Annotated in this window: 25 protein-coding genes; 11 read left to right on the forward strand and 14 right to left on the reverse strand. The window is 37.1% G+C overall.

Annotated features, from left to right (window positions below):
• Nucleotides 1–2: 2 nt before the first annotated feature.
• The 7 genes from AABB81_RS01490 to AABB81_RS01520 form a co-directional block, all read right to left on the reverse strand.
• Nucleotides 3–896, reverse strand: a complete 894-nt coding sequence (locus AABB81_RS01490; RefSeq protein ID WP_342158117.1) for an endonuclease/exonuclease/phosphatase family protein — start codon at nt 894–896, stop codon at nt 3–5.
• Between the two features lie 146 nt (nt 897–1,042).
• Nucleotides 1,043–1,900: a rhomboid family intramembrane serine protease gene (locus AABB81_RS01495; protein WP_342158118.1), complete on the reverse strand. Its 858-nt coding sequence runs from the start codon at nt 1,898–1,900 to the stop codon at nt 1,043–1,045.
• A gap of 13 nt (nt 1,901–1,913) precedes the next feature.
• On the reverse strand, nt 1,914–2,651 hold the full coding sequence (locus AABB81_RS01500; RefSeq protein WP_342158120.1) for a rhomboid family intramembrane serine protease: 738 nt from the start codon (nt 2,649–2,651) through the stop codon (nt 1,914–1,916).
• Nucleotide 2,652: 1 nt separating this feature from the next.
• On the reverse strand, nt 2,653–4,512 hold the full coding sequence (mutL, locus tag AABB81_RS01505; RefSeq protein WP_342158121.1) for a DNA mismatch repair endonuclease MutL: 1,860 nt from the start codon (nt 4,510–4,512) through the stop codon (nt 2,653–2,655).
• Nucleotides 4,512–4,802, reverse strand: a complete 291-nt coding sequence (locus tag AABB81_RS01510) for a hypothetical protein (RefSeq protein WP_342158122.1) — start codon at nt 4,800–4,802, stop codon at nt 4,512–4,514. Before AABB81_RS01510 ends, mutL begins: the two co-directional genes overlap by 1 nt.
• A gap of 88 nt (nt 4,803–4,890) precedes the next feature.
• The gene (ribH, locus tag AABB81_RS01515) at nt 4,891–5,373 is read right to left on the reverse strand and encodes a 6,7-dimethyl-8-ribityllumazine synthase (RefSeq protein ID WP_342158123.1); all 483 of its coding nucleotides are present in this window, start codon (nt 5,371–5,373) and stop codon (nt 4,891–4,893) included.
• Nucleotides 5,374–5,381: 8 nt separating this feature from the next.
• Complete coding sequence (locus tag AABB81_RS01520; RefSeq protein ID WP_342158124.1) at nt 5,382–6,146, reverse strand: tetratricopeptide repeat protein; 765 nt, start codon at nt 6,144–6,146, stop codon at nt 5,382–5,384.
• 213 nt (nt 6,147–6,359) lie between these two features.
• On the opposite strand from AABB81_RS01520, the gene recF reads away from it, so the two are divergent.
• Together recF and AABB81_RS01530 are read left to right on the forward strand one after the other, a co-directional pair.
• Nucleotides 6,360–7,457, forward strand: a complete 1,098-nt coding sequence (gene recF / locus AABB81_RS01525) for a DNA replication/repair protein RecF (RefSeq protein ID WP_342158126.1) — start codon at nt 6,360–6,362, stop codon at nt 7,455–7,457.
• A gap of 11 nt (nt 7,458–7,468) precedes the next feature.
• A complete protein-coding gene (locus tag AABB81_RS01530) occupies nt 7,469–7,765 on the forward strand; it encodes a DciA family protein (RefSeq protein WP_342158127.1) in 297 nt (98 codons plus the stop codon).
• A 116-nt stretch (nt 7,766–7,881) separates the two neighbouring features.
• Here AABB81_RS01530 and AABB81_RS01535 read toward each other — a convergent pair whose 3' ends face one another.
• Nucleotides 7,882–8,301, reverse strand: a complete 420-nt coding sequence (locus AABB81_RS01535; RefSeq protein WP_342158129.1) for a nucleoside-diphosphate kinase — start codon at nt 8,299–8,301, stop codon at nt 7,882–7,884.
• Between the two features lie 74 nt (nt 8,302–8,375).
• Nucleotides 8,376–9,377, reverse strand: a complete 1,002-nt coding sequence (locus AABB81_RS01540) for an alkaline phosphatase D family protein (protein WP_342158131.1) — start codon at nt 9,375–9,377, stop codon at nt 8,376–8,378.
• Between the two features lie 112 nt (nt 9,378–9,489).
• Between AABB81_RS01540 and AABB81_RS01545 the strand changes: the two genes are divergently transcribed.
• The 9 genes from AABB81_RS01545 (at nt 9,490) to lgt (ending at nt 17,030) form a co-directional block, all read left to right on the forward strand.
• Nucleotides 9,490–10,515 (forward strand): DHH family phosphoesterase, encoded by a 1,026-nt coding sequence (locus AABB81_RS01545; RefSeq protein ID WP_342158132.1) that lies wholly within the window; start codon nt 9,490–9,492, stop codon nt 10,513–10,515.
• The gene (gldI, locus tag AABB81_RS01550; protein ID WP_342158134.1) at nt 10,512–11,063 is read left to right on the forward strand and encodes a gliding motility-associated peptidyl-prolyl isomerase GldI; all 552 of its coding nucleotides are present in this window, start codon (nt 10,512–10,514) and stop codon (nt 11,061–11,063) included. Before AABB81_RS01545 ends, gldI begins: the two co-directional genes overlap by 4 nt.
• The gene (locus tag AABB81_RS01555) at nt 11,050–12,153 is read left to right on the forward strand and encodes a peptidylprolyl isomerase (RefSeq protein ID WP_342158135.1); all 1,104 of its coding nucleotides are present in this window, start codon (nt 11,050–11,052) and stop codon (nt 12,151–12,153) included. The genes gldI and AABB81_RS01555 overlap by 14 nt, the downstream gene beginning before the upstream one ends.
• A 165-nt stretch (nt 12,154–12,318) precedes the next feature.
• Nucleotides 12,319–12,864: an RNA polymerase sigma factor gene (locus AABB81_RS01560; RefSeq protein WP_342158137.1), complete on the forward strand. Its 546-nt coding sequence runs from the start codon at nt 12,319–12,321 to the stop codon at nt 12,862–12,864.
• Complete coding sequence (locus AABB81_RS01565; protein ID WP_342158139.1) at nt 12,854–13,399, forward strand: hypothetical protein; 546 nt, start codon at nt 12,854–12,856, stop codon at nt 13,397–13,399. Before AABB81_RS01560 ends, AABB81_RS01565 begins: the two co-directional genes overlap by 11 nt.
• Nucleotides 13,380–14,306: a flotillin family protein gene (locus AABB81_RS01570; RefSeq protein ID WP_342158140.1), complete on the forward strand. Its 927-nt coding sequence runs from the start codon at nt 13,380–13,382 to the stop codon at nt 14,304–14,306. Before AABB81_RS01565 ends, AABB81_RS01570 begins: the two co-directional genes overlap by 20 nt.
• Nucleotides 14,307–14,427: 121 nt before the next feature.
• The gene (gene cysS / locus AABB81_RS01575; RefSeq protein ID WP_342158141.1) at nt 14,428–15,891 is read left to right on the forward strand and encodes a cysteine--tRNA ligase; all 1,464 of its coding nucleotides are present in this window, start codon (nt 14,428–14,430) and stop codon (nt 15,889–15,891) included.
• Between the two features lie 14 nt (nt 15,892–15,905).
• Complete coding sequence (gene yidD / locus AABB81_RS01580) at nt 15,906–16,154, forward strand: membrane protein insertion efficiency factor YidD (RefSeq protein WP_342158142.1); 249 nt, start codon at nt 15,906–15,908, stop codon at nt 16,152–16,154.
• A gap of 57 nt (nt 16,155–16,211) precedes the next feature.
• Nucleotides 16,212–17,030, forward strand: a complete 819-nt coding sequence (gene lgt / locus AABB81_RS01585; protein WP_342158143.1) for a prolipoprotein diacylglyceryl transferase — start codon at nt 16,212–16,214, stop codon at nt 17,028–17,030.
• Here lgt and ppk2 (AABB81_RS01590) read toward each other — a convergent pair.
• Genes ppk2 (AABB81_RS01590) through ccoG form a run of 5 tightly spaced genes read right to left on the reverse strand, consistent with a single transcriptional unit; the run spans nt 17,027 to nt 21,289 of the window.
• The gene (ppk2, locus tag AABB81_RS01590) at nt 17,027–17,809 is read right to left on the reverse strand and encodes a polyphosphate kinase 2 (RefSeq protein ID WP_342158144.1); all 783 of its coding nucleotides are present in this window, start codon (nt 17,807–17,809) and stop codon (nt 17,027–17,029) included. The two genes, lgt and ppk2 (AABB81_RS01590), sit on opposite strands and share 4 nt — an antisense overlap.
• 6 nt (nt 17,810–17,815) lie before the next feature.
• Nucleotides 17,816–18,679: a polyphosphate kinase 2 gene (ppk2, locus tag AABB81_RS01595; protein WP_342158145.1), complete on the reverse strand. Its 864-nt coding sequence runs from the start codon at nt 18,677–18,679 to the stop codon at nt 17,816–17,818.
• A 3-nt stretch (nt 18,680–18,682) separates the two neighbouring features.
• A complete protein-coding gene (locus AABB81_RS01600; RefSeq protein ID WP_342159625.1) occupies nt 18,683–19,417 on the reverse strand; it encodes a sulfite exporter TauE/SafE family protein in 735 nt (244 codons plus the stop codon).
• The gene (locus AABB81_RS01605) at nt 19,405–19,857 is read right to left on the reverse strand and encodes a FixH family protein (protein ID WP_342158146.1); all 453 of its coding nucleotides are present in this window, start codon (nt 19,855–19,857) and stop codon (nt 19,405–19,407) included. Before AABB81_RS01605 ends, AABB81_RS01600 begins: the two co-directional genes overlap by 13 nt.
• 25 nt (nt 19,858–19,882) lie before the next feature.
• Nucleotides 19,883–21,289: a cytochrome c oxidase accessory protein CcoG gene (gene ccoG, locus AABB81_RS01610; RefSeq protein WP_342158147.1), complete on the reverse strand. Its 1,407-nt coding sequence runs from the start codon at nt 21,287–21,289 to the stop codon at nt 19,883–19,885.
• Nucleotides 21,290–21,369 lie beyond the last annotated feature (80 nt).

The following is a 21,369-nucleotide window of genomic DNA, read 5'->3' on the forward strand; positions in this document are numbered from 1 at the left end:
GATCAATAACTAAGCCTGGCAAGCACCGGTTCGTGATCAGAAAGTTCAATCTGGTAATTTTTGTGTTCATTAACCAGGAATTTCTTATCTGCCAGAATAAAGTCTATGCGCAAGGGGTATTTATTAAAAGAATAGGTTTTTCCAAATCCTTTTCCGGCTTCAACATAGGTGTCGTTCAGATCATTCTTGAGTTTTAAATAAGCCCAGGAAAAAGCTGTGTTGTTAAAATCACCGCTTATGATTATTTTGTACGGGCAGTTATTCCTGTGTTCCATGAATTTTTCAACCTGAACCTGTTGCTTGGTAAAGGATTTTTTTAATCTGTAAATCAGTCGCTTAGATTTTCTCTCATCGATATTTAAATCAACACTGTCTGGTCTGATTCCAAAGGATTCAAGATGAACATTATAGATTCTTATCGTATCATTGTTACGAATGATATCTATAAAAATGGCATTGTTATTTGAATTTTCAAAATCAAGACTGCCCTGGTTCACTATCCTGTACTTGGATAGGATAGCTAAACCATTAGCTCTTTTCCCGCCGTTCAGTTTTTCATACACATAGGGATAATTAAGGTCGACTTCTTTGTCGTGTTTGAATTCCTGAAAAGCGATAATATCGGGATTCTCTTTTTTGATAAAACTGGAGATTTTAGCGGGGACTTCTTCTGAGGCTATCCATTTGTATTTGTTAAATAACCTCACGTTGTAAGTCATCACTGCAAAACTCCCGCCACTCACCACGGTTTTACTGTTAAATTTATAAGGGAAGATTGACAAGCCAATGGCCAGCAGAATACAAAAAAAAGATAAAAGAAATTGCTTTTTTATACCTGATAACAACCAGTACACGATAAAGGCAACATTGGCAAACAGTAACAGTGGAACAGCCAAACTTATGATTGACAATAGGGGGAATGACTGAGGCGATATATAGGGTAGAGTCATTGAGGTAAGGAAAAGCAATGCCACAATGTTGTTTGCAAAAAATATGATTTTATTTAAAAACGATAAATTTTTCAAGAGGGGAATCGTTTAATTTATTTTTTTCCTGCATTAAAGAGATAATCCTTTTCTTCTTTTGTCAGGGTGTCATAACCTGACTTACTGATTTTATCCAGTATACTGTCTATTCTATGCTGTTCTTCAGATTTGGTTTCTCTTTTCTGATAGGCTTTCTTCTGACTATTTTTGTAAACTGTTTTTAAAGGTTTCTTTTCTCTTTTTGACATCAATTGTTCTACCCACCTGATCAAACCCAAGCCTTGATCAAAATATTTTGTCATCGTCAATCCAATCAGCGATCCGCCCAAATGTGCCAAATGACCACCGGCATTCCCGGTAGGTATTTGGACTACATCCAATACAACCAAAACTACAGCAATATACAACAATTTGACGTTTCCAATAAATCTAAATCTCATGGAGTAATGTGGAATATAGCTTGAAATACCAATTACAACGGCCATTACACCGGCTGAAGCTCCCAATAAAAGTGATTCCTGCGTCTTAAGACCCGGGAGGTAATTGTACGAGATCATATAGACAAATCCGCCTCCCATGATTCCAAGCAGGAAATAGACCAAAAACTGCTTATGATTGAAAAAATCAAGAAAGAGGTTGCCAAAATAATACAGCACAAGCATATTAAACAAGATGTGAAAAAAGCCAACATGAAGAAATCCATAGCTTATAATTGTCCAAGGCCTGTACAGCAAAAGTTCGAAATCAGGTTGCAGGGAAAACCAGTTAACGATGAAATTACCATCTATCTGGAACAAAAATGACAGGGTGTTGAACAAATAGGTCAGGATAAAAACGACCACATTGATGATGATGATTTTTTCAACAATACTTCGTGAAAGGTAATTTTGATATAGGTGTGTTAGCCAATTCATGATTCGAAAGCAGTTAATTCCATGATTTGAATTGATTCTTTTGCCAGTATTTCATAATGATAAATCCTATCACTGCTCCTCCTACATGCGCAAAGTGAGCAATTCCACCACCAAAAATAGAGAAGCCGGTTACTCCAGAAAAGAGGTCTAGCCCGATCAAAACCGGGATAAAATATTTCGCTGCAATTGGAACGGGCAAAAAGATCAATGCGAGCTTGGCATTGGGAAAACTCATTCCAAAGGCTACCAAGATACCATAAATGGCGCCCGAGGCCCCCACAGCTGGAGTATTAAAGATTTGGTAAATACCCGATAGTTTTTTTTCAGGAATCTGGTCCAAAATTGCAGAATTGTACCTTCCCGATTCAAGAAGGATTTGAATATCCTCCGGTCCAACTCCTATGCTTATGAGATCGTTGTAAATGCTGTTGAATTGAAAATAATTGACGGCAGTATATATGAGCCCCGCACCAATACCGGCCGAAAAGTAAAAGAAAAGGAATTTGTTCCGGCCCCACATCTGCTCCAGAGGTGATCCAAAGGCCCATAAGGCATACATATTAAAGAGAATATGCATAAACCCTGCATGCATAAACATATGGGATACGAACTGCCAAAATCCAAAGTGATCATTTTTTGGGAAGTACAAAGCCAGCCAGTTTCCAAGATTCAGGCCGAACAAGGAACTGGCTGCAAAAAAAATAACATTTAATATGATCAAATGTTTAATGGCCTCTGTCAATTTCCCCATATTACTCTAAATTAAATTTTTCTTCCAAGTCATTTAATGACAAGGTAATAAATGTTTTTTTGCCAAATGGCGAATAATTCGGCTCCTTGCAGGAGAATAATTTATTCAACAGATTCTCTTGTTCTCTGTTGTTAAGTGAGGTGCCCGGTTTGATCGCAAGACTTTTTGCCAAACTTTTCGTGATCAGGTCAACCTGGCTAAAACTTGATTCAGGCACTTCATTCCTAAAATTTTCTATAAGTGATTCAATAATGCCTAGTACTTCTTTTTCGGCAATGGCCGAAGGTATGGAATCAAGAACCAGTGCTTCTTCCTGTATCTCTGAAATATGAAATCCGGCGCTATTCAGATCTTGCCTGATCTGTTCAATGATCATTACATCATTTTTACTGATCGAAACTTTAAGGGGAAATAATAATTGTTGATGTCCAAGACCTTCCATAGTTACCTTTGCGAGGTATTCTTCATAGAGTATACGTTGATGAGCAGCATGCTGATCTATCAAAACCATACCCGATTTTATCGAACTTGCAATAAACTTTGCTTGTACCTGAAAAGTTTTCAAGGCGGCAGCCTCCTGAGCTTCGTCAAATAAATCTTGGGTGACATTATCCATGTCCACCGTAATATTCTCAATGAGTTCATTTTCAGGGTTGTCACTAAGGTATAATGCTTCCCATTGAAGATTCTTTGCAGATCGTTCTTTGTTAAATTTTGTGTTCCCTTTTTCTTTAAAGGGATTAAAACCTTGATCTATCTCAATAACCGGATTAGTTACATAGGCCCGGTCTTTGTAAGAATAAGGTGTGTCAAGACTTGCGTCCCTCTCAAAGTCTAAACTTGGCACTACATTGTACTGGCCGAGACTGTGTTTGATCGTAGACCTTATTATCGCATATAAATCTCGTTCATTATCGAATTTTATCTCTGTCTTGGTTGGGTGGATGTTAATGTCAACACTGTTTTTTGGCACATCAAGGTATAAAAAATAGGAGGGATGAGATCCCTGATTTAATAAGCCATCATAAGCATTAATTACTGCATGGTGCAGATAAGGACTTTTGATGAACCGGTTATTGACAAAAAAGAATTGCTCCCCTTTTTTTTTCTTTGCAAATGAGGGTTTGGTAATAAAACCTTTGATACTTAAAATATCAGTTTCTTCATGTATAGGAACCAATTTTTCATTAGTGCTTTTCCCCATAATATTTACCACACGCTGCCTGGTGTTGCTGTTCCATTGTTTTGAAGACCCTGCCGGTAATTTAAAAACCTCACTTCCGTTGTGCTCAAAAGAAAAGGCTATTTTGGGATAGGTAAAAGCCACTCTTTGAAAAGCATCGATAATATGTCTTGTTTCAATAGAATTGGATTTGAGAAAATTTCTTCTGGCCGGAATGTTATAAAAGAGATTTTTTACTTCGAAGCTCGAACCAACAGGTCCGGCAACGACTTGCTCCGATATAAATTCGCCCCCGTTGATCCTGATTTCTGTGGCCAACTCATCTCCTGCCGTTTTTGTTCTTAAAACTACATGGGCAATGGCGGCAATAGAAGCTAAAGCTTCACCCCTGAACCCATTTGTATGTAAATTAAATAGATCATTCGCTGTTTGGATCTTTGAGGTAGCATGTCTTTCAAAAGACATTCTTGCATCCGACGGGCTCATGCCCCGACCATTATCTATCAGTTGGATTAGTGATCTTCCTGCGTCTTTAACAATCAGTTTTATATCTGTTGCTCCAGCATCCACTGCATTTTCAAGCAATTCCTTCACCACAGAAGCAGGACGTTGAACCACCTCTCCTGCAGCTATTTGATTCGCCACATTATCTGGAAGTAATCGAATGAAGTCTGACATTAAAACAGTTTATGCAATTCAAATAAATAGGCTAAAATCCCGACTAAGATAGTTATTATAATAGCAAGTCGGATGTTGACGGCTCTGTTGGATGACATTTTCTTATGCCTTTGCCAACTTGATCTAAGATGATCTTTGGAGATTGTTATTTTGGGGATATCAGTTACAGAATTGTCTTTGTTCTTGTATTTTTCTTTTAATTTTTCCAAACGCTCTTTACGCTCGTCATAATAACGAGGTTTGTAATTGAATACATAATGAGCTCTTGGTTTAAAAGCATTTCCGAACATAGCACTTGCATTTCATACAAAATTACAGAAATATGATAAGCTGATCAAATAAAGTTATGTTAAAAGCCTTTGATAAATGCCCTTTATTTTAAAGACTACTGTTTAAAGCCGCCATTTTGATGGCTGCTACAGCGCATTCAATCCCTTTATTCCCGTGTTTGCCTCCAGACCTGTCAATAGATTGTTGCCTGGTATGATCAGTGAGTACACAAAAAATGGTAGGGGTATCATATTTTAGATTGAGATCTTTGATACCTTGAGTAACGCCTTCACAGACAAAAGTAAAATGCTCTGTTTCTCCTTTGATCACATTGCCTATCGCAATTAATGCATCCAACTCTTTATTAATCAGTAATTGTTTACAGCCATTTATGAGTTCGAAACTCCCGGGAACTTTAATCGATAAAATATTTTCATCTTTTGCTCCATGCTCCAGCAAAGTAGCACGTGCTCCATCAAAGAGGTTTTGGGTAATATCAGGATTCCATTCAGACACTACAATACCAAATTTGAAGGGAGAGGCATCAGGTATGCTTTCACTATCGTATAAGGAAAGGTTTGCAGTTGCCATGGTTTCTTTTATTTTTGAGCTATCTGAGCTCTTTGAATAAAAATATCGATATTCTTGGCTTCTTCAGATTTTGGATAATTATCCTTTATGGTTTGATAATACCCTTCAGCATCTTTAAATTTGCCCAGCTCCATCGCTATATTTCCAGCTCTGAATAAATATAAGGGTGAGGTAAAATTATTGTCTTTTACCCTTGCGGCCTCCAAATAGTATTGCAAGCCATCTTCGGGTTGTCCAATTTCAACAAAGGCATCTCCAATATTTCCTTTTGCAAGTGCGGCGAGCATTTCATCCTCAGAGGAGAAATCACTTAAATATTTAATGGCACTTTCGTAATCACCTGTTTTAAGAAAAGCGATTCCACTCATATATTTGGCCAGGTTTCCGGCTTTTGTACTGCCATAGTTGTCAACGATATCGATAAGGCCATATTTACCATCTGTACCGTTAAGGCTAAGATTGTATAATGAATCGACTGCGACACTGGTGTTTTGAGCTTCCTCAAAATATCGTTTTGGGAAAGCAAGTTCGTCAGCAGCTTCTTTTTCTTTTGGTTCAATAACATATTTGTTATATGCTAAAAATGCAAGAATGATTCCTGCTATAACGATTAATCCGGTAAAAATAATCTTTTGATTCTTTTCAACCCATTGCTCTGATCTTGATGCAGTTTCGTCTAAAGTGTTGAACACCTCAGCCGTAGTACTTTGATCTTCAATGCTTCCCTGATTACCTTTCTTTACTTTATTTCCTCTTTTTTTATAAGTCGCCATCGGTCTTTTTATTAATGGCGCAAAAATAAAATATTTATTCAAATTATTGACTTAATTTAAACTTAATTTTTGTTTTTTTGTAAGGTTCACTTCTTTGAACAGTAAAAGGGTTTAAATAGTTAAAAATTAATTAGTTAGTATCTGTTTGTTCAGGCAGATGACAAAAGTGTCTCAATCGGTTGAACCAATTGGGCGCACAGAAGGATTTTATCTATGTTTTTAGAAAGTATATCACTGATCAACTTTAAGAATTTTTCTGAGAAGTCATTTAGTTTTGACGAAAGGATCAATTGTCTTGTAGGCAACAACGGAGTGGGTAAGACCAATGTACTGGATGCCATTTACTATCTCTCGCACACCAGGGGCTATTTTAATGCCGTTGCCTCTCAAAATATTAAGCATGAACAAGATTTTTTTGTTTTAGACGGTATTTTTAAAAAAGGTGATCGGCCTGAGCATATCCATTGCAGTTTAAAGAAAGGTCACAAAAAGGTAGTCAAAAGAAACGGTAAGGAATATGAAAAACTCTCTGATCATTTTGGACTGATACCTTTGGTCATCATTTCACCATCAGATACGAACCTGATCAGCGAAGGAAGTGAATTGAGAAGAAAGTTCATGGATATGATCATCTCAATGAATGACAGAGCATATTTTCACGATCTCATTCATTATAACAAGACGATTAGTCAAAGGAATTCCCTCCTAAAATACTTTGCATCTAATTTCACTTTTGACAGTGATAACCTGGAAATATATGATGAGCAACTCATCGTTTTCGGCGAAAGGATCTTTGAGAAGCGCAAATCTTTTATTAAAGAATTTACACCTATATTTAACAAGCGTTACAGTCATATCATTGAAAAGTCATCGACTGCGAGTGTAAAAGAAGAGGTTACTTTTTCATATAAAACACAATTGGAGCAATCGGATTTCAGAACCTTGCTCAGGCAGCATCTTGAAAAAGACAGGGCACTGCATTATTCGTCGGCCGGCATACACAAAGACGACCTTCTTTTTCAGATCAATGAACACCCGGTAAAGAAGATAGGGTCTCAGGGGCAACAGAAATCATTTTTGATCGCCTTAAAACTGGCTCAGTTTGATTTTATAACCAAAAAATCACAGTTTAAGCCCATTTTGTTGCTTGACGATATTTTTGACAAGTTAGACGACCAAAGGGTAGGACAGTTGCTGCATCTTGTCAACGACGATAGTTTTGGCCAGTTATTCATAACAGACACGCATGACAAGAGAACCGAGGCATTGATTAAAGAAACAGGCCAGTCCTATAAGATGTTCGGTCTTTAAAAGAAAATGAAATGAGCAAAAGAGAAAATGACACCAATAAACTAAAAGATCTTATACCTCAAATGTTGCAGGAGAATAAGCTGAAAAAAGGAATGGATCAGATTCATGTAAAAGAAGCCTGGGTTGAAGTCATGGGCCAGGGTGTTGCAAATTATACCGAATCTGTTATTTTAAAAAACCACACTGTGTTTGTAAAGCTAAGCTCTGCTGCTTTACGCGAGGAATTGCAATACGGGCAGGATAAAATTGTAAAAATGATGGATACTGCATTAGCGCATGTGTCAGTAAGATCGATAAAATTAATGTAGTTTTTCATACCTTGATTTTTCTTCCGCCGCTTTTGCAGTTCAAGGGTTATAATTGAATACAAAAAAACCATCCGTCAATTGAAGGATGGTTTTTTTATTTTGTAAAACTGAAAAATTTAATAAATCTCTCTTCCTGAAAAATGAAAGGATCCTTCTATTGAGGCATTTTCGTTGCTGTCCGATCCGTGAACTGCATTTTCACTAATAGAAGTAGCGAATAATTTTCTGATGGTACCATCAGCTGCATCTTCCGGATTGGTTGCTCCTATAAGTGTTCTAAAATCTTCAACTGCATTTTCTTTTTCCAAGATGGCAGCCACAATGGGCCCTCTTGTCATATATTCAACCAAATCACCGAAAAAAGGTCTTTCTCTGTGGACCGCATAAAAAGTCTCAGCATCCCTCTTGCTCATCTGAGTCTGTTTCATTGCCACAATCTTGAATCCGGCCATATTGATCTTTTCTAATATTGCACCTGTATTTCCTTTTTCCAAAGAATCAGGTTTTAACATTGTAAATGTTCTATTTGTTACCATGTTGTTTTAATTTCAAATTTTGTGCAAAAGTACTTTATTAGACTCTTATTGACCAAAGTATCAGCCTTCTTTTTTTAATATTTTTGTAATAGTTCTTTAAAAAGAAAATTATCTTCCCCTCGAATCTCCATTTTAACTGTATTTTCTTTTACATCAATTGTAAGCAGACCGAAGTTTTTTTCGGCTACAACATCGCCAATCCTATAGGTGTTTGGTTCTCCGCTAAAGGTGTCGTAGCTATGGGTCATACCGCTCGAAGTAAAATCAACCAAGGGATAGTCCAGCCCCTGAATATCTATTTTAGAAATTTCAGCAATGTGTCTGTCGCCCGATAAAAATATTATACCTCTGGCCTTGCTTTTTACGATCAGTTTTTTCATTTTTTCCACTTCTCCCGGCATGTTTCCCCAGCTTTCAAATCCGTGTTCATGTGATAAAAACTGAATGCTGCTTACGATGATGTTGAACTGAGCATCTGAAGTTGTAAGGATATCCTCCAGCCATTTCCATTGCGGCGCACCCAGCATAGTAGCATCTTGATTATGGGTAGGAATATACCTTTTCTCTCCAGTGGGATCTTTGGTTAAATCACTTCTGAAATAACGCGTATCCAGCACGATGATATTTACAGAGGCTCCTCCTTTCACATAAGTATACAATTCATAGATTCCCTTTTGGTTTCTTCTAGGATGATCTGGCTCTACATCAAAAAAATCGAGAAAAAGTTGCTGTGAACTATCTTTTTTAAGGTAGTTCGCACCTCCGTCATTAAGCCCGTAATCATGATCGTCCCAGGTTCCAATGACAGGTATCTTTTTTCTGAAGTTCAAATAAGCCAAATCATCTTTCATCCTTTTATAATTCTCTCTCATTAAAGCCATATTTTCGGTATCCGAGTAAATGATATCACCTCCCCAGATAAAGAGATCAGGGTCATGACTAAGAATGGGTGACCATAATTTATTGGGAATGTTCTGATTGTTACAGCTGGCGAATGAAATAACGAATGTTTCTTTTTTGGTGCAGGAACAAAGTACGGTTGTGAGAAACAGTAATTGTAAAAGAAAAATTTTCATAACCCTTAAGAGATTTGAAGGTATATTTACGGTAAACACAAAGTAATGAAAACTATCTTAAAGAATCTGAAATAAGAATGATAATATTATTTTTATTGTATATTCGCAAACTATGAATAAAGTAGATTTTCGACGACTACAAGAAGACCTTTCTGAACCTAAAAACATTGTCATTGTCACGCACAGGAATCCTGATGGAGATGCATATGGCTCAAGTTTGGCGTTGTACTGGTTCCTAAAAAAACTAGGTCATGAGGTGGCTGTTGTGTCACCTAATGATTGTCCCGGATTTTTGAAATGGATGCCCGGTGAAGATCGGATACATATATTCGAAGCTGATACCGAAAAAGGAATTGAAATTCTGCGAAAAGCTGCAATGGTTTTTACCCTTGATTTTAATGCATTTCATCGTTTGGGTGAAGTGATGGAACCCATCATGGAAGAAATTAAGCCTGTTTATGTCATGATTGACCATCATCAGCAACCTGATGATTTTGCTGATTTTGCCTTTGTGGACCCTTCCATGAGCTCAACGAGTGAAATGGTCTATCGATTGATTGACCGTATGGGCAAGGCTGAATTGATAGACAAAAATATAGCCAGTTGTTTATATGCAGGGATTTTGACAGATACAGGATCTTTTCGCTTTCCGGCAACTACGAGCGCAACGCACAGGGTTGTGGCAGACCTTTTGGAAAAGGGTGCCAACAATTCGGATATTTACAGTAAGATACACGATGTAAATACTTATAATCGAATGCAACTGCTGGGACGGGCTTTAGATAATATGGTCGTTTTAGAAAGGTTTCATACCGCTTATATCACCTTGTCGCAGAACGAACTCAACCGCTATAAATTTCAGAGGGGAGATACAGAAGGTTTTGTCAACTACGCGCTATCCCTTAAGAATGTTATGTTTGCAGCAATCTTTATAGAAGACAAAAAACAAAAAATCATCAAAATTTCCTTTAGATCGGTCGGTGGATTTTCTGTGAATGAATTTGCCCGTACATATTTTAACGGAGGTGGTCATATCAATGCAGCAGGAGGAAGAAGCGACCTTTCTTTAAAAGATACCGTTAAAAAGTTTGTGAATATCTTACCGGATTTGTCAAATGAATTAACCTTACCCTCATGAAGTACTTTTTAATCATCCTGATCGTTTTTACCGGTTTGCTGTCATGTGCCAAACCTGAAGCTCGAAAGCCAATTGTTCGAAAAACAAGTTCTTTTATGAGCGAATCCATTGAGCGGAACAAGTTGCTTAATAAAGCAGAAAATGCTATGATTATGGCTAAAATGAAATCAGACAGTTTGCATCAATACCTGAATTCAGAGCATGGGTTCTGGTATTATTATGAAGTGTCTTTACCCACTGAAACCTATACTCCTAAAAGTGGAGATGAGGTGTTTTACAGTCATGAAATAAGAAGTCTTGATGACCTTGTCCTTTATGAAAAGGAAGCATTGGGAACCAAAAGTTATCTCGTTGATAAAGAGGAGTTGATATCAGGTCTTCAGGACGGTTTTAAATTAATGAAGGAAGGGGAGAAAGTTACTTTTTTATTTCCATCTCACAAAGCTTATGGCTATACCGGAAACGATAAAATTCAACCTAACCAACCCTTGATCTATTCAGTTCAATTATTAAAAATTAATAAATTAAGTGAAAATGAAAGTAATTAATCTAATCCTGCTCATCTTTTTGATAAATTTTGGTGCATGCAAAACGACTAAATATACCGATCTGGATGATGGAATTTATGCTGATCTCCAAACAGACAAGGGTGATATTTTGTTAAAACTGGAGTATGAAATTGTACCGATAACTGTTGCAAATTTTGTCTCACTTGCTGAAGGCACCAATCCCTATATGGATGAGAAATACAAAGGCAAAAGATTTTATGACGGCCTGAAGTTCCACAGGATCGTCAATGATTTTATGATTCAGGGGGGTGATCCAAGAGGGAATGGCTCAGGAGATCCTGGGTATAAATTTGAAGATGAATTTCCTATGGATGACAGCGGTAATTTAATATTGACGCATGATGGTCCGGGAATTTTGTCAATGGCCAATTCGGGTCCCGACTCTAATGGATCACAGTTTTTTATAACGCATAAGGAAACAAAATTCCTTGACGGAAAACATTCGGTTTTTGGTTATGTTGTGCAAGGCCAGGAAGTAGTTGATTCAATGGCCCAAAATGATCTGATCCAAAGGATTGAGATTATAAGAATTGGAAAAAAGGCCAAAGATTTTGATGCAGCAGCAGAGTTCACAAGTTATTTTGCAAAAATTGAGGAAAGGCAAAAATTGGTTGAAGAATTGAGAGAAAAGAAAAAGGAAGAACTGATTCAGTTTGTCATAAACAATGAAGCTGCCGCTCAAATAATGCCTTCAGGTTTAAAAATATTAACCATTACTGAAGGTACTGGTGAGAAACCGGCACAGGGATCGAAGGTAGATGTATATTATGCCGGATATTTTATGACTGGTGATTTGTTTGATTCCAATGTCAAAGAAATAGCAGAAGTTTATGGTAAATATGACAGAAGGAGGGACCAGATGAATGGTTACAGGCCTATCCCAATGGATTACAGCCCTGACGCCGCACTTATTCCCGGATTTAGAGAGGGCTTGCAGCAAATGAATTACGGAGACAAAGTTTTATTGATTATTCCTTCTCATTTAGGATATGGTGAACAGGGAGCCAATGGGGTGATTCCACCAAATGCTGATCTTTTATTTCAGTTGGAGATTGTTGCAAAACCATAGATCAGACAAAAAATAATTCATATTAAAAGGGCCTTATGGCCCTTTTTTTATTGAAAATTTTAACGGTTTGGTTTGCTGTGATTATTTATGCCGTAAATTTAAATAATTCAAATCTGCAACACTTTGATTTTCGCGTCGTATTTAGAATGAAGAATAAAAAACCGGATGGATAATAATTTTCAAATGCATTTGATCGAGAAATGCAAAAACAATGATAGCCTGGCTCAGATGCAGCTTTATGACCTTTATTGTAAAGCAATGTTTAATACTGCCTATAATTTCATCAAAGATGATGACATTGCGCAGGATGTCATGCAGGAAGCATTTATAAAAGCATTTCGAAAGATTGAAACCTATACAGGTGAGGCTACTTTCGGAGCCTGGTTAAAGAGAATTGTAATCAATCAATGCCTTGATTGGTTGAAGAAGAAGAAACTGGCAACAGTTGAATTGAATGAAGATGTGTCGTACCTCCCTAATGATGAGCCCTGGGAAGTCGATAATAAAATCAGTTTGGCAGTGATATATAAATGTATTGAATCACTGCCCCAAAAGTGTAAAAATGTGGTCAAACTCTACCTGCTTGAGGGCTACGATCATCAGGAGGTGGCCCAGATATTGGAGATTTCGGAAGTTGCATCAAGATCTCAATTGTCAAGAGGGAAAAGCAAATTAAAAGAACTGTTAATTCATGAAAATTATGAAAGTTGATATTAAAGAAAAATTAAAAGAAGAAAAAGTGTTGAGAGAATTATCAAATAATCATCGTTCTATTTTTGAAAAGAAACTTCAAAAGGAGTTGCACAGATCTTCTGGGAGTATAAGAAAGTACTTCATGGTAGCAGCATCAGTAATTATATTGTTCGGTATGGGATACCTGTTTACTTTGACCCGGGTCGATTCAGAGGTTCCTGTTCAGGCCACAAGCTCAAAAGTATCATTGGAGGAGTTTTCACCTGAATTAAAGAAAATCGAAAATTACTACCTCACCGCCATTAATTTTGAACTTGCAAATTTAAAGTTAACTGATGGAAACAAATTGATTCTCCAGGAATACTTCCGAAAGATGAATTCCCTGACAAATGAATACAAACTTCAAAGTGAACAATTGGAAATTGATAAAATTGATGAAGAACTTATTAATAACCTAATTGACAATTTACAAATGAGACTACAATTGATGATCGAGTTAAAAAAGGAATTAAAAAAATTAAAATCTAAAGAAAATGAAGCGAACACACTTTAAATTATTAGTCTTAAGTTTTTTATTGTCATTGAGTTGTTTTGCCCAGCAATTCACCAAACCCATACAGGAATTTAAGGTGGGCAGCAACACCACAATATCTATTGAAGCCTCTTATGCTGAAATTGAAATTATTGAATGGAACAAGAACAAAGTTGAAGTAGAAGGTATCATGAGTATTCAGGGCTTACCTGAGGATGAGGCCGAGGATATTTTTAACAGCTGGGATATCTTGGCACAAGCTGATGCCGAGAAGATAACAATCAGGTCCAGTTCAAGTAATTTTGGCAATGAATATTTCTTTATCAACAGTGATAAGTATTTAGGAAATGTAGTTATCGATATCCCTGAAATGAGCGACAGGGTAATTGATATTATTGATTCGATTCACTTTGTACTACCTGAATTTGAAAATTTCCCTGATATTGATTTTAATTTCAATCAGAATTTTGAATTCGCAGGTGATTCCATAGCCTTTGATTATGATGAGTTTCAAAAGAACAGTGAATATCTTGAGCAATGGCAGGAAGAGCACAAAGAGGAAATGAAAAGAATCAAAGAGGAGTTAAAGGAAAAACAGGCAAAGGTTGCTAAGAATCAAAAGGAAATTCAACGAGAGATTGCAAATAGTCAAAAAGAAATGCAAGAGGAGCTAAAAGAGATTCAAAAGGAAGCGGTTGAAGAAGCCTTGATACAAGCGCGGGAAGCTCAGCGTGAGGCTCAAAGAGAGGTCCGCAGGGAAAGGTCCAGAATGATCGAAGAAGGAGCCAAAGAAAGGGAGTATCAGGTTCAGCGGATAATAAGAGACAGGCAAAAGGTAAAGATCAAAAAAACGCTTCGCATCAAAGTTCCAAAGAATGCCAAATTGGAAATGGATGTCGATTATTGTAAAATCACTACTGTTAAATAGAGATTGCCATTCATAAAAGCAAACATCCGGAGCCAAAATCCGGATGTTTTTTTTGTCTTTCCTTCTCGTAATAGTTCTTATATTTGGAGACGCAAAAAGGCGTATAAACAAAAGACCAAATATGATGCAGAAGTTGATTTTATACAATTCACTTACAAATAAAAAGGAGCTGTTTAAACCGGTTAAGGAAGGTTATGTAGGCATGTATGTATGCGGCCCTACAGTATATAGCAACGTGCATCTTGGAAATGTGCGGACCTTTATGTCTTTTGACATGATTTTCAGATATTTCCTTCATTTGGGTTACAAGGTACGTTATGTGAGAAACATAACCGATGCCGGGCACCTCACCGATGATTCTCAAGAGGATAAGATCTCAAAAAAGGCAAGACTGGAACAACTGGAACCGATGGAAATCGTACAAAAATACACAACCGATTTTCATCAAATTCTGGAAAAATTCAATTTTCTTCCGCCGAGTATAGAGCCAACTGCCACGGGTCATATTATGGAGCAGATTGAAACCATTCAAACTATATTAAACAATGGCCTGGCCTATGAGGTAAATGGATCAGTGTACTTTGATGTGCTCAGATACAATGAAAAGGAGCATTACGGTATATTATCGAAAAGAAACATTGAAGATGCCATTGAGAATACAAGGGTCCTTGACGGCCAGTCTGACAAGAAGAATCCTCAGGATTTTGCTTTGTGGAAAAAGGCAGAGCCTGAACATATTCAAAGGTGGAATTCTCCATGGGGAGAGGGGTTTCCGGGATGGCATCTGGAGTGTACAGTAATGAGCACGAAATACCTTGGCGAAGAGTTCGATATTCACGGAGGAGGAATGGACCTTAAATTTCCACATCACGAGTGTGAAATTGCCCAGGCCCAGGCCTGTAACCATGTAAATCCGGTCAGGTACTGGCTTCACGGTAATATGCTCACCATGAATGGAAAAAAAATGGCAAAATCAACTGGGAACAATATCCTTCCGGAGGAGATCTTTACAGGTGAAAACGAGAATATATCCAAGGCTTTCGCACCCAGTGTGGCAAGATTTTTTATGATGCAGGCGCATTACAGAAGCATACTTGATTTCTCTAATGACGCGATATTAGCTGCTGAAAAGGGTTTTAACCGGCTTATGGAAGCAGTTGATTTGTCAAAAAAGCTTAAAGCCGGTGAAGAATCCACGCTAGATATAAGGTCATGGCAAGAGAAATGTTATGAAGCCATGAATGATGATTTTAATTCTCCTATTCTTATCGCTAACCTATTTGAGGCAGTCAGATGGATCAATTTGATCAATGATGGCAAAGAGTCTTTGGTTCAAAGTGATCTGGATCTCTTAAATTTAGCTTTAAATGATTTTGTTTTTGATATTTTGGGCTTGGAGAATTCCATGGATAAAAATGATGATTCACGCATAGTTGATGGTTTGGTCCACTTGTTGATTGAGATGAGAAAAGTGGCGAGAGCCAATAAAGACTGGGCCCTGTCTGATAAAATCAGGGATGAATTATTGGCCGTAGGCGTACAACTGAAAGATGGAAAAGACGGTACGACTTATTCATTGATTTAACACGTGATAAACATATGATTAAAAGGATTTTGATATTTCCATTTCTATTATTAATCAGGTTCTATCAGATTGCTATTTCTCCTTACACTCCTGCCAGTTGCAGGTATAGTCCAACTTGTTCACAATATGCTATTGAAGCCCTTAAGGTTCACGGCTTGTTCAGAGGTGGTTGGCTGGCCTTAAAAAGGATATTTTCATGCCATCCATGGGGTGGTAGCGGCTACGATCCTGTGCCCGAAAAAGAAGCTGATAATAAAAAGTAAGGAGGGGAGCAGATATTAACATCTTTCAATTATATTTACGTCATAAAATAAAATTTCATGTTGTTTTTAAGTATTGATTGGGATCCTAGCATAGAGCTTTTTAAAATTGGTTCTTTTGCGATCAGATATTATAGTCTGATGTTTGTGATTGCCTTTGTTTTGGGCCTGCAGATCATGAAACGGATCTTCATAAGAGAAGGAGTAAGCCTGGATAAGTTGGATTCTTTATTTATTTACACTGTAATTGCGACACTCTTAGGGGCAAGGATAGGCCATTTTTTATTTTACGATACCGCCTTTCTTTTGTCGAACCCCTTGGAAGTTCTTTTACCTGTAAAATTTAATCCATTTCAATTTACAGGTTATCAGGGACTGGCTAGTCACGGAGCTGCAATAGGAATAATCATTGCCATGTATTTTTACTCTAAAAGAGTGATTAAGAAACCTATGTTATGGATTTTAGACAGAATTGTTATCCCTGTGGCAAGTGGCGCTGTATTCGTTAGGATTGGAAACCTCGTGAATTCTGAGATCATTGGTAAAGCTACCCACACTGATTATGGATTTGTTTTTAAACAACTGGGGGAAGATTTTCCGAGGCACCCCACGCAGTTATACGAAGCATTTGGGTATTTAATCACTTTTGTAGTGCTGTGGTATGTGTATTGGAAAACGAATAAAAGAGAAAAACTTGGTTATCTTTTTGGCCTTTTTATGGTCTTTTTATGGTCCGTAAGATTCATTGTTGAATTCTTTAAAGAAGCACAGGTTGATCAAAGAGGCGAATGGGATTTGAACACTGGCCAGATATTGAGTATTCCAATGATATTGGTTGGTTTCTATTTTATGTTCAGAAATAATAAAAAGCAGGTTTAAATCTCTCTGTTCTTGTCGTAAGGAATACTTTCAAGAATATGTTCTACAACCTCTTTTCGCGCATCTGTTTTTCTGTTGGCCTTGATTACTTTGAATGGAATACCGCCATTTTCAGTATTTTCAAACATTTTCTTTTTATAAAAGGTATAAGAATCCCATAACTCCTGGGCTTTTTCATCAACTTTGCTCATTTTCCATTGTTTTAACGGATTGTTTTTTATATCTTCAAAACGTTTGGCTTGTTCCTTTTTAGAAATAGACATATATATTTTTACAAGTAAAATTCCGGATTCTGAAATCATTCGTTCAAAATCATTGACTTGATTCATAAAGAGATTGTATTCTTCATCACTGCAGAATCCATTAACAGGTTCAACAACGGCCCTGTTATACCAGCTTCGGTCAAAAAAGACGATTTCACCGGCCTTTGGAAACTGCTGAATATATCTTTGAAAATACCACTGTGTTTGCTCTACTTCAGTAGGTTTTGGAAGTGCCACAATACGGTAATGACGCGGATTGATCCTTTCTGTGATCCTCCTGATGGCCCCTCCTTTACCGGCTGCATCTCTTCCTTCAAAAATTACGATAACACGCATATTCTTATCCATGATACAGGCCTGCTGCCTGATCAGTTCAGTTTGCAGTATTTTTAATTTTTTTTCATAATCAATATACCTGATTGTTTTAGGTAAATTGATCGTATCGCTGTATAATATCGATAACAATCCCTTTTTGGAATTTAATTTTTTTAAATCTTTTTCTGAAAAATGTTCCATAGGGGTCTAATCGTATTTGTGTAAAGAACGGAAATATCGCATGATCACATTGGGGTCTGGTAATAGCGAGACATTGCTGTCATCTTTATTTTCATAATCGAACAGCGATAATACATATCGCATACATTCCAATCTTGCCGTCTCTTTTTTATTTGTTTTGACAATTACCCAGGGACTAAAAGGAGTATGTGTTTTACTAAACATTCGCTCCTTATATTTAGTGTAATCATCCCAATATTCCTGCCCTTTCTTATCAACAGGGCTGAATTTCCAACGTTTTAACGGATTGTCTTCCCTTGCATTGAATCGCTTGAGTTGTTCTTCTTTGGAGATTGACAACCAGAATTTAACAATGGTGACACCATCCTCATAAAGCATATGCTCGAATTCGGGTAGTTGAACCATGAATTGTTCATATTGATGTGGGTTACAAAATCCCATCACCGGTTCTACAACAGCTCTGTTATACCATGACCTGTCAAAAAAGACCAATTCTCCCGGGTTGGGCAAATGTTGAATATATCTCGTAAAATACCATTGTCCTTTTTCGACATCGGTTGGTTTGTTTAGCGCCACCAATCGCATGGATCTTGGGTTTAAATGTTCTGTAAACCTTCTGATATTACCACCTTTTCCTGCGGCATCACGACCTTCAAAAATGATGGCAACACGTTTGTTGTTCTTTTTTACCCATTGTTGTAATTTAACCAGCTCCACCTGCAACTTTTCTTTCTCTTTTTCATAATGGATTTTGGCCAATACGTCGCTGAAATCAACTTTTTTTTCGTCCAAGATCCTCAAAAGGTCTGCATGGGACGTTATGCTGTTAAATTCAGCTTCAGTAATATATTTATTTGGATTTTTGCTCATAGATCATTCAGTTATACAAGAATTTGGGTCATTGGAAATGATTAATTTGGTGTCTGCAGGCGAAACATATGGAATCCCTAATCCCATTCCTCTTACAATGAACAAGAGCCCAATGATAACTACAAATATAGGAATTGCTTTCTGAATTTTATTCCGTAACGAAACTTTTAAAAAATTCCCTAAAAAAACTGCTCCGCTCATTAACGGAACGGTACCCAGTCCGAACATAGCCATATAGGTGGCTCCCTCGATTAAGCCTCCGGTTGAAACAGCCCCTAAAAGTGCCATATAAACCAGGCCGCAAGGTAAAAAACCATTAAAAAAACCTATAGAAAAAAGGGCTTTCATAGAGCTTTTGTTCAAATAAAGGCCCAACTTTGTCTTAACTTCACTAACGATCCGATATAAGGGCCTGGTAAAATGAAATGCATTTAAAATTCTAACAGGGATAAGCACGATCAAAATCATGGCAATCCCTACCAAAATTGACAAGCGCTGTTGAAAACCAGCCAGGTAGAGTCCTTTTCCAAGCAAACCGAACAATAAACCGATCAGGCTGTAACTCAGAATCCTTCCTGTGTGATATAATCCTGTTCCTAAAAAGGTCTTGAATTTATTGTCTTTATTTACAGGTAACACAAAAGCAATGGGCCCGCACATGCCTATGCAATGGAAGCTTCCTAATAGTCCTAATATGAGTGCAGTGTACAGAATAATATTTTCTTTTAATAAAACCAGGAATCTTTGAAAAGATAAGAGTTCTTTCCTGCCATCCAGTCAATTTTAACGATCCATTTTCCCGAAACAAGTTTGTCAACAGAAATGAGTTGCTCATGATCTGTTAGCTTGATCTCTTCGGTAAAGTCCAGTTTCTCATTTGACAATCTTTGAAAGTAGATCGAGCCACTTATTGATGAGGGATCAATATCTTTTGGGAAACTGATTGTAACTCCATTTTTCGTGTTTCTAAGTTCGATATCCTGATTGAGATGTTTGGCATTATTTAATTTATCGATCTCCTCCTGATAGCGGAGCTCGTCTCCGTAATAATCTTCAGAGACAAGTTCATGCTGGTATTCATCCATGGCGATTGATTTATACACAAATGAGAGTATAAATACCATAAAGCTCAGTATCGCTATAAATATTCCGGTAGGCCAGTTCAATCGTATCTTCATATGCTTTAATTTCTGATAATATAAACTATTTATTCTGTAAAGGAGAGGAAAAGTTCGTGTTTGCTTCATCAATGAGCTCTCCTTTAGCATAGATGCCCAAATCAATTTTTTCTTTGGAAGAAGATAGGTTTTCCTTATTTATTTTAATAAAAACAGTGCCTTCATACATACCTCCTTTTGGTATATTTACCTGACCACCAACCACTTCTACTTTTCCTTCATGCGACATGAGTTGAATGTCCACATTTTCGAAAGGATCGTTTGTTTTGTTTATAATTTTAAACGTATAAACGTTTCTTACTTCTTCCCCTTCGGTTGAATATAACTGACCCGGTAAATGCAAGAAGTTAGCCTGCACGTCATTGCGAAGGAATAAAAGTGTTACAAAAAACGTAAATAATAGGGTTAAAACCACAATATAACTTATAATTCGTGCATTGTAGGAGAATTTCTCACCTTTTTCAATATTGTTTTCCGAGGCATATCTTATAAGGCCTCTGTCAAAACCAATGGTATCCATCATTGAATCACAAGCATCGATGCAGGCAGTACAATTAACACATTCCAATTGGGTTCCATTGCGTATGTCAATACCTGTGGGGCAGACAAGAACACATTGCTTACAGTCTATACAATCGCCGTATTGTTTTTCTTCACGATCTTCATTTTTTCTCAATTTCTGTCGGTTCTCACCCCTTTTATGATCATAGGCCACAACAATTGATTTATTGTCGAGAAGTACGCTTTGTAAGCGACCATAAGGGCAGGCAATGATGCATACCTGTTCTCTGAACCAGGCAAAAACAAAATAGAACACCGAAGTAAAAACCAGAAGTTTTACAAAAGTATCCACATGTGCAATGGGCCCGTCCATTACGTGTTGTATCAGTACATCTCCACCGATAAAATAAGCTAAAAAAGCGTTGGCGATTAAAAATGAAACGACTCCAAATAAAAACCATTTAAGCGTTTTTTTTCTAATTTTCTCAGCATTCCAGGCTTGCTTTTCGAGTTTGATTTGCTTATTTCTATCACCTTCGATCCAGTACTCAATTTTGCGAAATACCATTTCCATAAAAATGGTTTGAGGGCACATCCAGCCGCAAAATATACGACCGAAAATGACGGTAAAAAGAATAATAAAAACTACAGAAACCAATAAGGACAAAACCAGTAAATAAAAATCCTGTGGCCAGAAAGGCTGACCAAAAATGTTGAATTTACGGTCGATGATGTTAAAAAGCAAAAACTGATTCCCATTGACCTTGATAAAAGGAGATGCGAATAATATAAAAAGAAGGAACCAACTTACATAAGTGCGGTAATTGGTATACCTGCCTTTAGGTTTTAAGGGATGGATAAAATTTCTTTTCCCCTCCTTATCAATGGTCGCAATGCTGTCTCTAAAATTTTCCTGTTCGCTGTTGTTCATGTACTTGGGGGTATTTGAAAAGGCTACATTATCTTTAGAAGACAAGCGTAGCCTTTTCTACTACTAACTAAAAAAATCAA

The sequence above is a fragment of the Lutimonas vermicola genome (assembly GCF_038433205.1).
Taxonomy (GTDB): Bacteria; Bacteroidota; Bacteroidia; order Flavobacteriales; family Flavobacteriaceae; genus Lutimonas; species Lutimonas vermicola.

Coding starts and splice junctions, on each gene's coding strand:
- mutL (WP_342158121.1), bottom strand. CDS start 4,512: ATGTCAGACTTCATTCGATTACTTCCAGATAATGTGGCGAATCAAATA.
- AABB81_RS01555 (WP_342158135.1), top strand. CDS start 11,050: ATGAAAGTAATTAATCTAATCCTGCTCATCTTTTTGATAAATTTTGGT.
- AABB81_RS01520 (WP_342158124.1), bottom strand. CDS start 6,146: ATGGCGACTTATAAAAAAAGAGGAAATAAAGTAAAGAAAGGTAATCAG.
- ppk2 (WP_342158145.1), bottom strand. CDS start 18,679: ATGAGCAAAAATCCAAATAAATATATTACTGAAGCTGAATTTAACAGC.
- AABB81_RS01570 (WP_342158140.1), top strand. CDS start 13,380: ATGAAGCGAACACACTTTAAATTATTAGTCTTAAGTTTTTTATTGTCA.
- AABB81_RS01495 (WP_342158118.1), bottom strand. CDS start 1,900: ATGAATTGGCTAACACACCTATATCAAAATTACCTTTCACGAAGTATT.
- AABB81_RS01540 (WP_342158131.1), bottom strand. CDS start 9,377: ATGAAAATTTTTCTTTTACAATTACTGTTTCTCACAACCGTACTTTGT.
- ribH (WP_342158123.1), bottom strand. CDS start 5,373: ATGGCAACTGCAAACCTTTCCTTATACGATAGTGAAAGCATACCTGAT.
- AABB81_RS01500 (WP_342158120.1), bottom strand. CDS start 2,651: ATGGGGAAATTGACAGAGGCCATTAAACATTTGATCATATTAAATGTT.
- ccoG (WP_342158147.1), bottom strand. CDS start 21,289: ATGAACAACAGCGAACAGGAAAATTTTAGAGACAGCATTGCGACCATT.
- lgt (WP_342158143.1), top strand. CDS start 16,212: ATGTTGTTTTTAAGTATTGATTGGGATCCTAGCATAGAGCTTTTTAAA.
- yidD (WP_342158142.1), top strand. CDS start 15,906: ATGATTAAAAGGATTTTGATATTTCCATTTCTATTATTAATCAGGTTC.
- AABB81_RS01535 (WP_342158129.1), bottom strand. CDS start 8,301: ATGGTAACAAATAGAACATTTACAATGTTAAAACCTGATTCTTTGGAA.
- gldI (WP_342158134.1), top strand. CDS start 10,512: ATGAAGTACTTTTTAATCATCCTGATCGTTTTTACCGGTTTGCTGTCA.
- AABB81_RS01510 (WP_342158122.1), bottom strand. CDS start 4,802: ATGTTCGGAAATGCTTTTAAACCAAGAGCTCATTATGTATTCAATTAC.
- AABB81_RS01565 (WP_342158139.1), top strand. CDS start 12,854: ATGAAAGTTGATATTAAAGAAAAATTAAAAGAAGAAAAAGTGTTGAGA.
- AABB81_RS01560 (WP_342158137.1), top strand. CDS start 12,319: ATGGATAATAATTTTCAAATGCATTTGATCGAGAAATGCAAAAACAAT.
- AABB81_RS01545 (WP_342158132.1), top strand. CDS start 9,490: ATGAATAAAGTAGATTTTCGACGACTACAAGAAGACCTTTCTGAACCT.
- AABB81_RS01605 (WP_342158146.1), bottom strand. CDS start 19,857: ATGAAGATACGATTGAACTGGCCTACCGGAATATTTATAGCGATACTG.
- AABB81_RS01530 (WP_342158127.1), top strand. CDS start 7,469: ATGAGCAAAAGAGAAAATGACACCAATAAACTAAAAGATCTTATACCT.
- ppk2 (WP_342158144.1), bottom strand. CDS start 17,809: ATGGAACATTTTTCAGAAAAAGATTTAAAAAAATTAAATTCCAAAAAG.
- recF (WP_342158126.1), top strand. CDS start 6,360: ATGTTTTTAGAAAGTATATCACTGATCAACTTTAAGAATTTTTCTGAG.
- cysS (WP_342158141.1), top strand. CDS start 14,428: ATGATGCAGAAGTTGATTTTATACAATTCACTTACAAATAAAAAGGAG.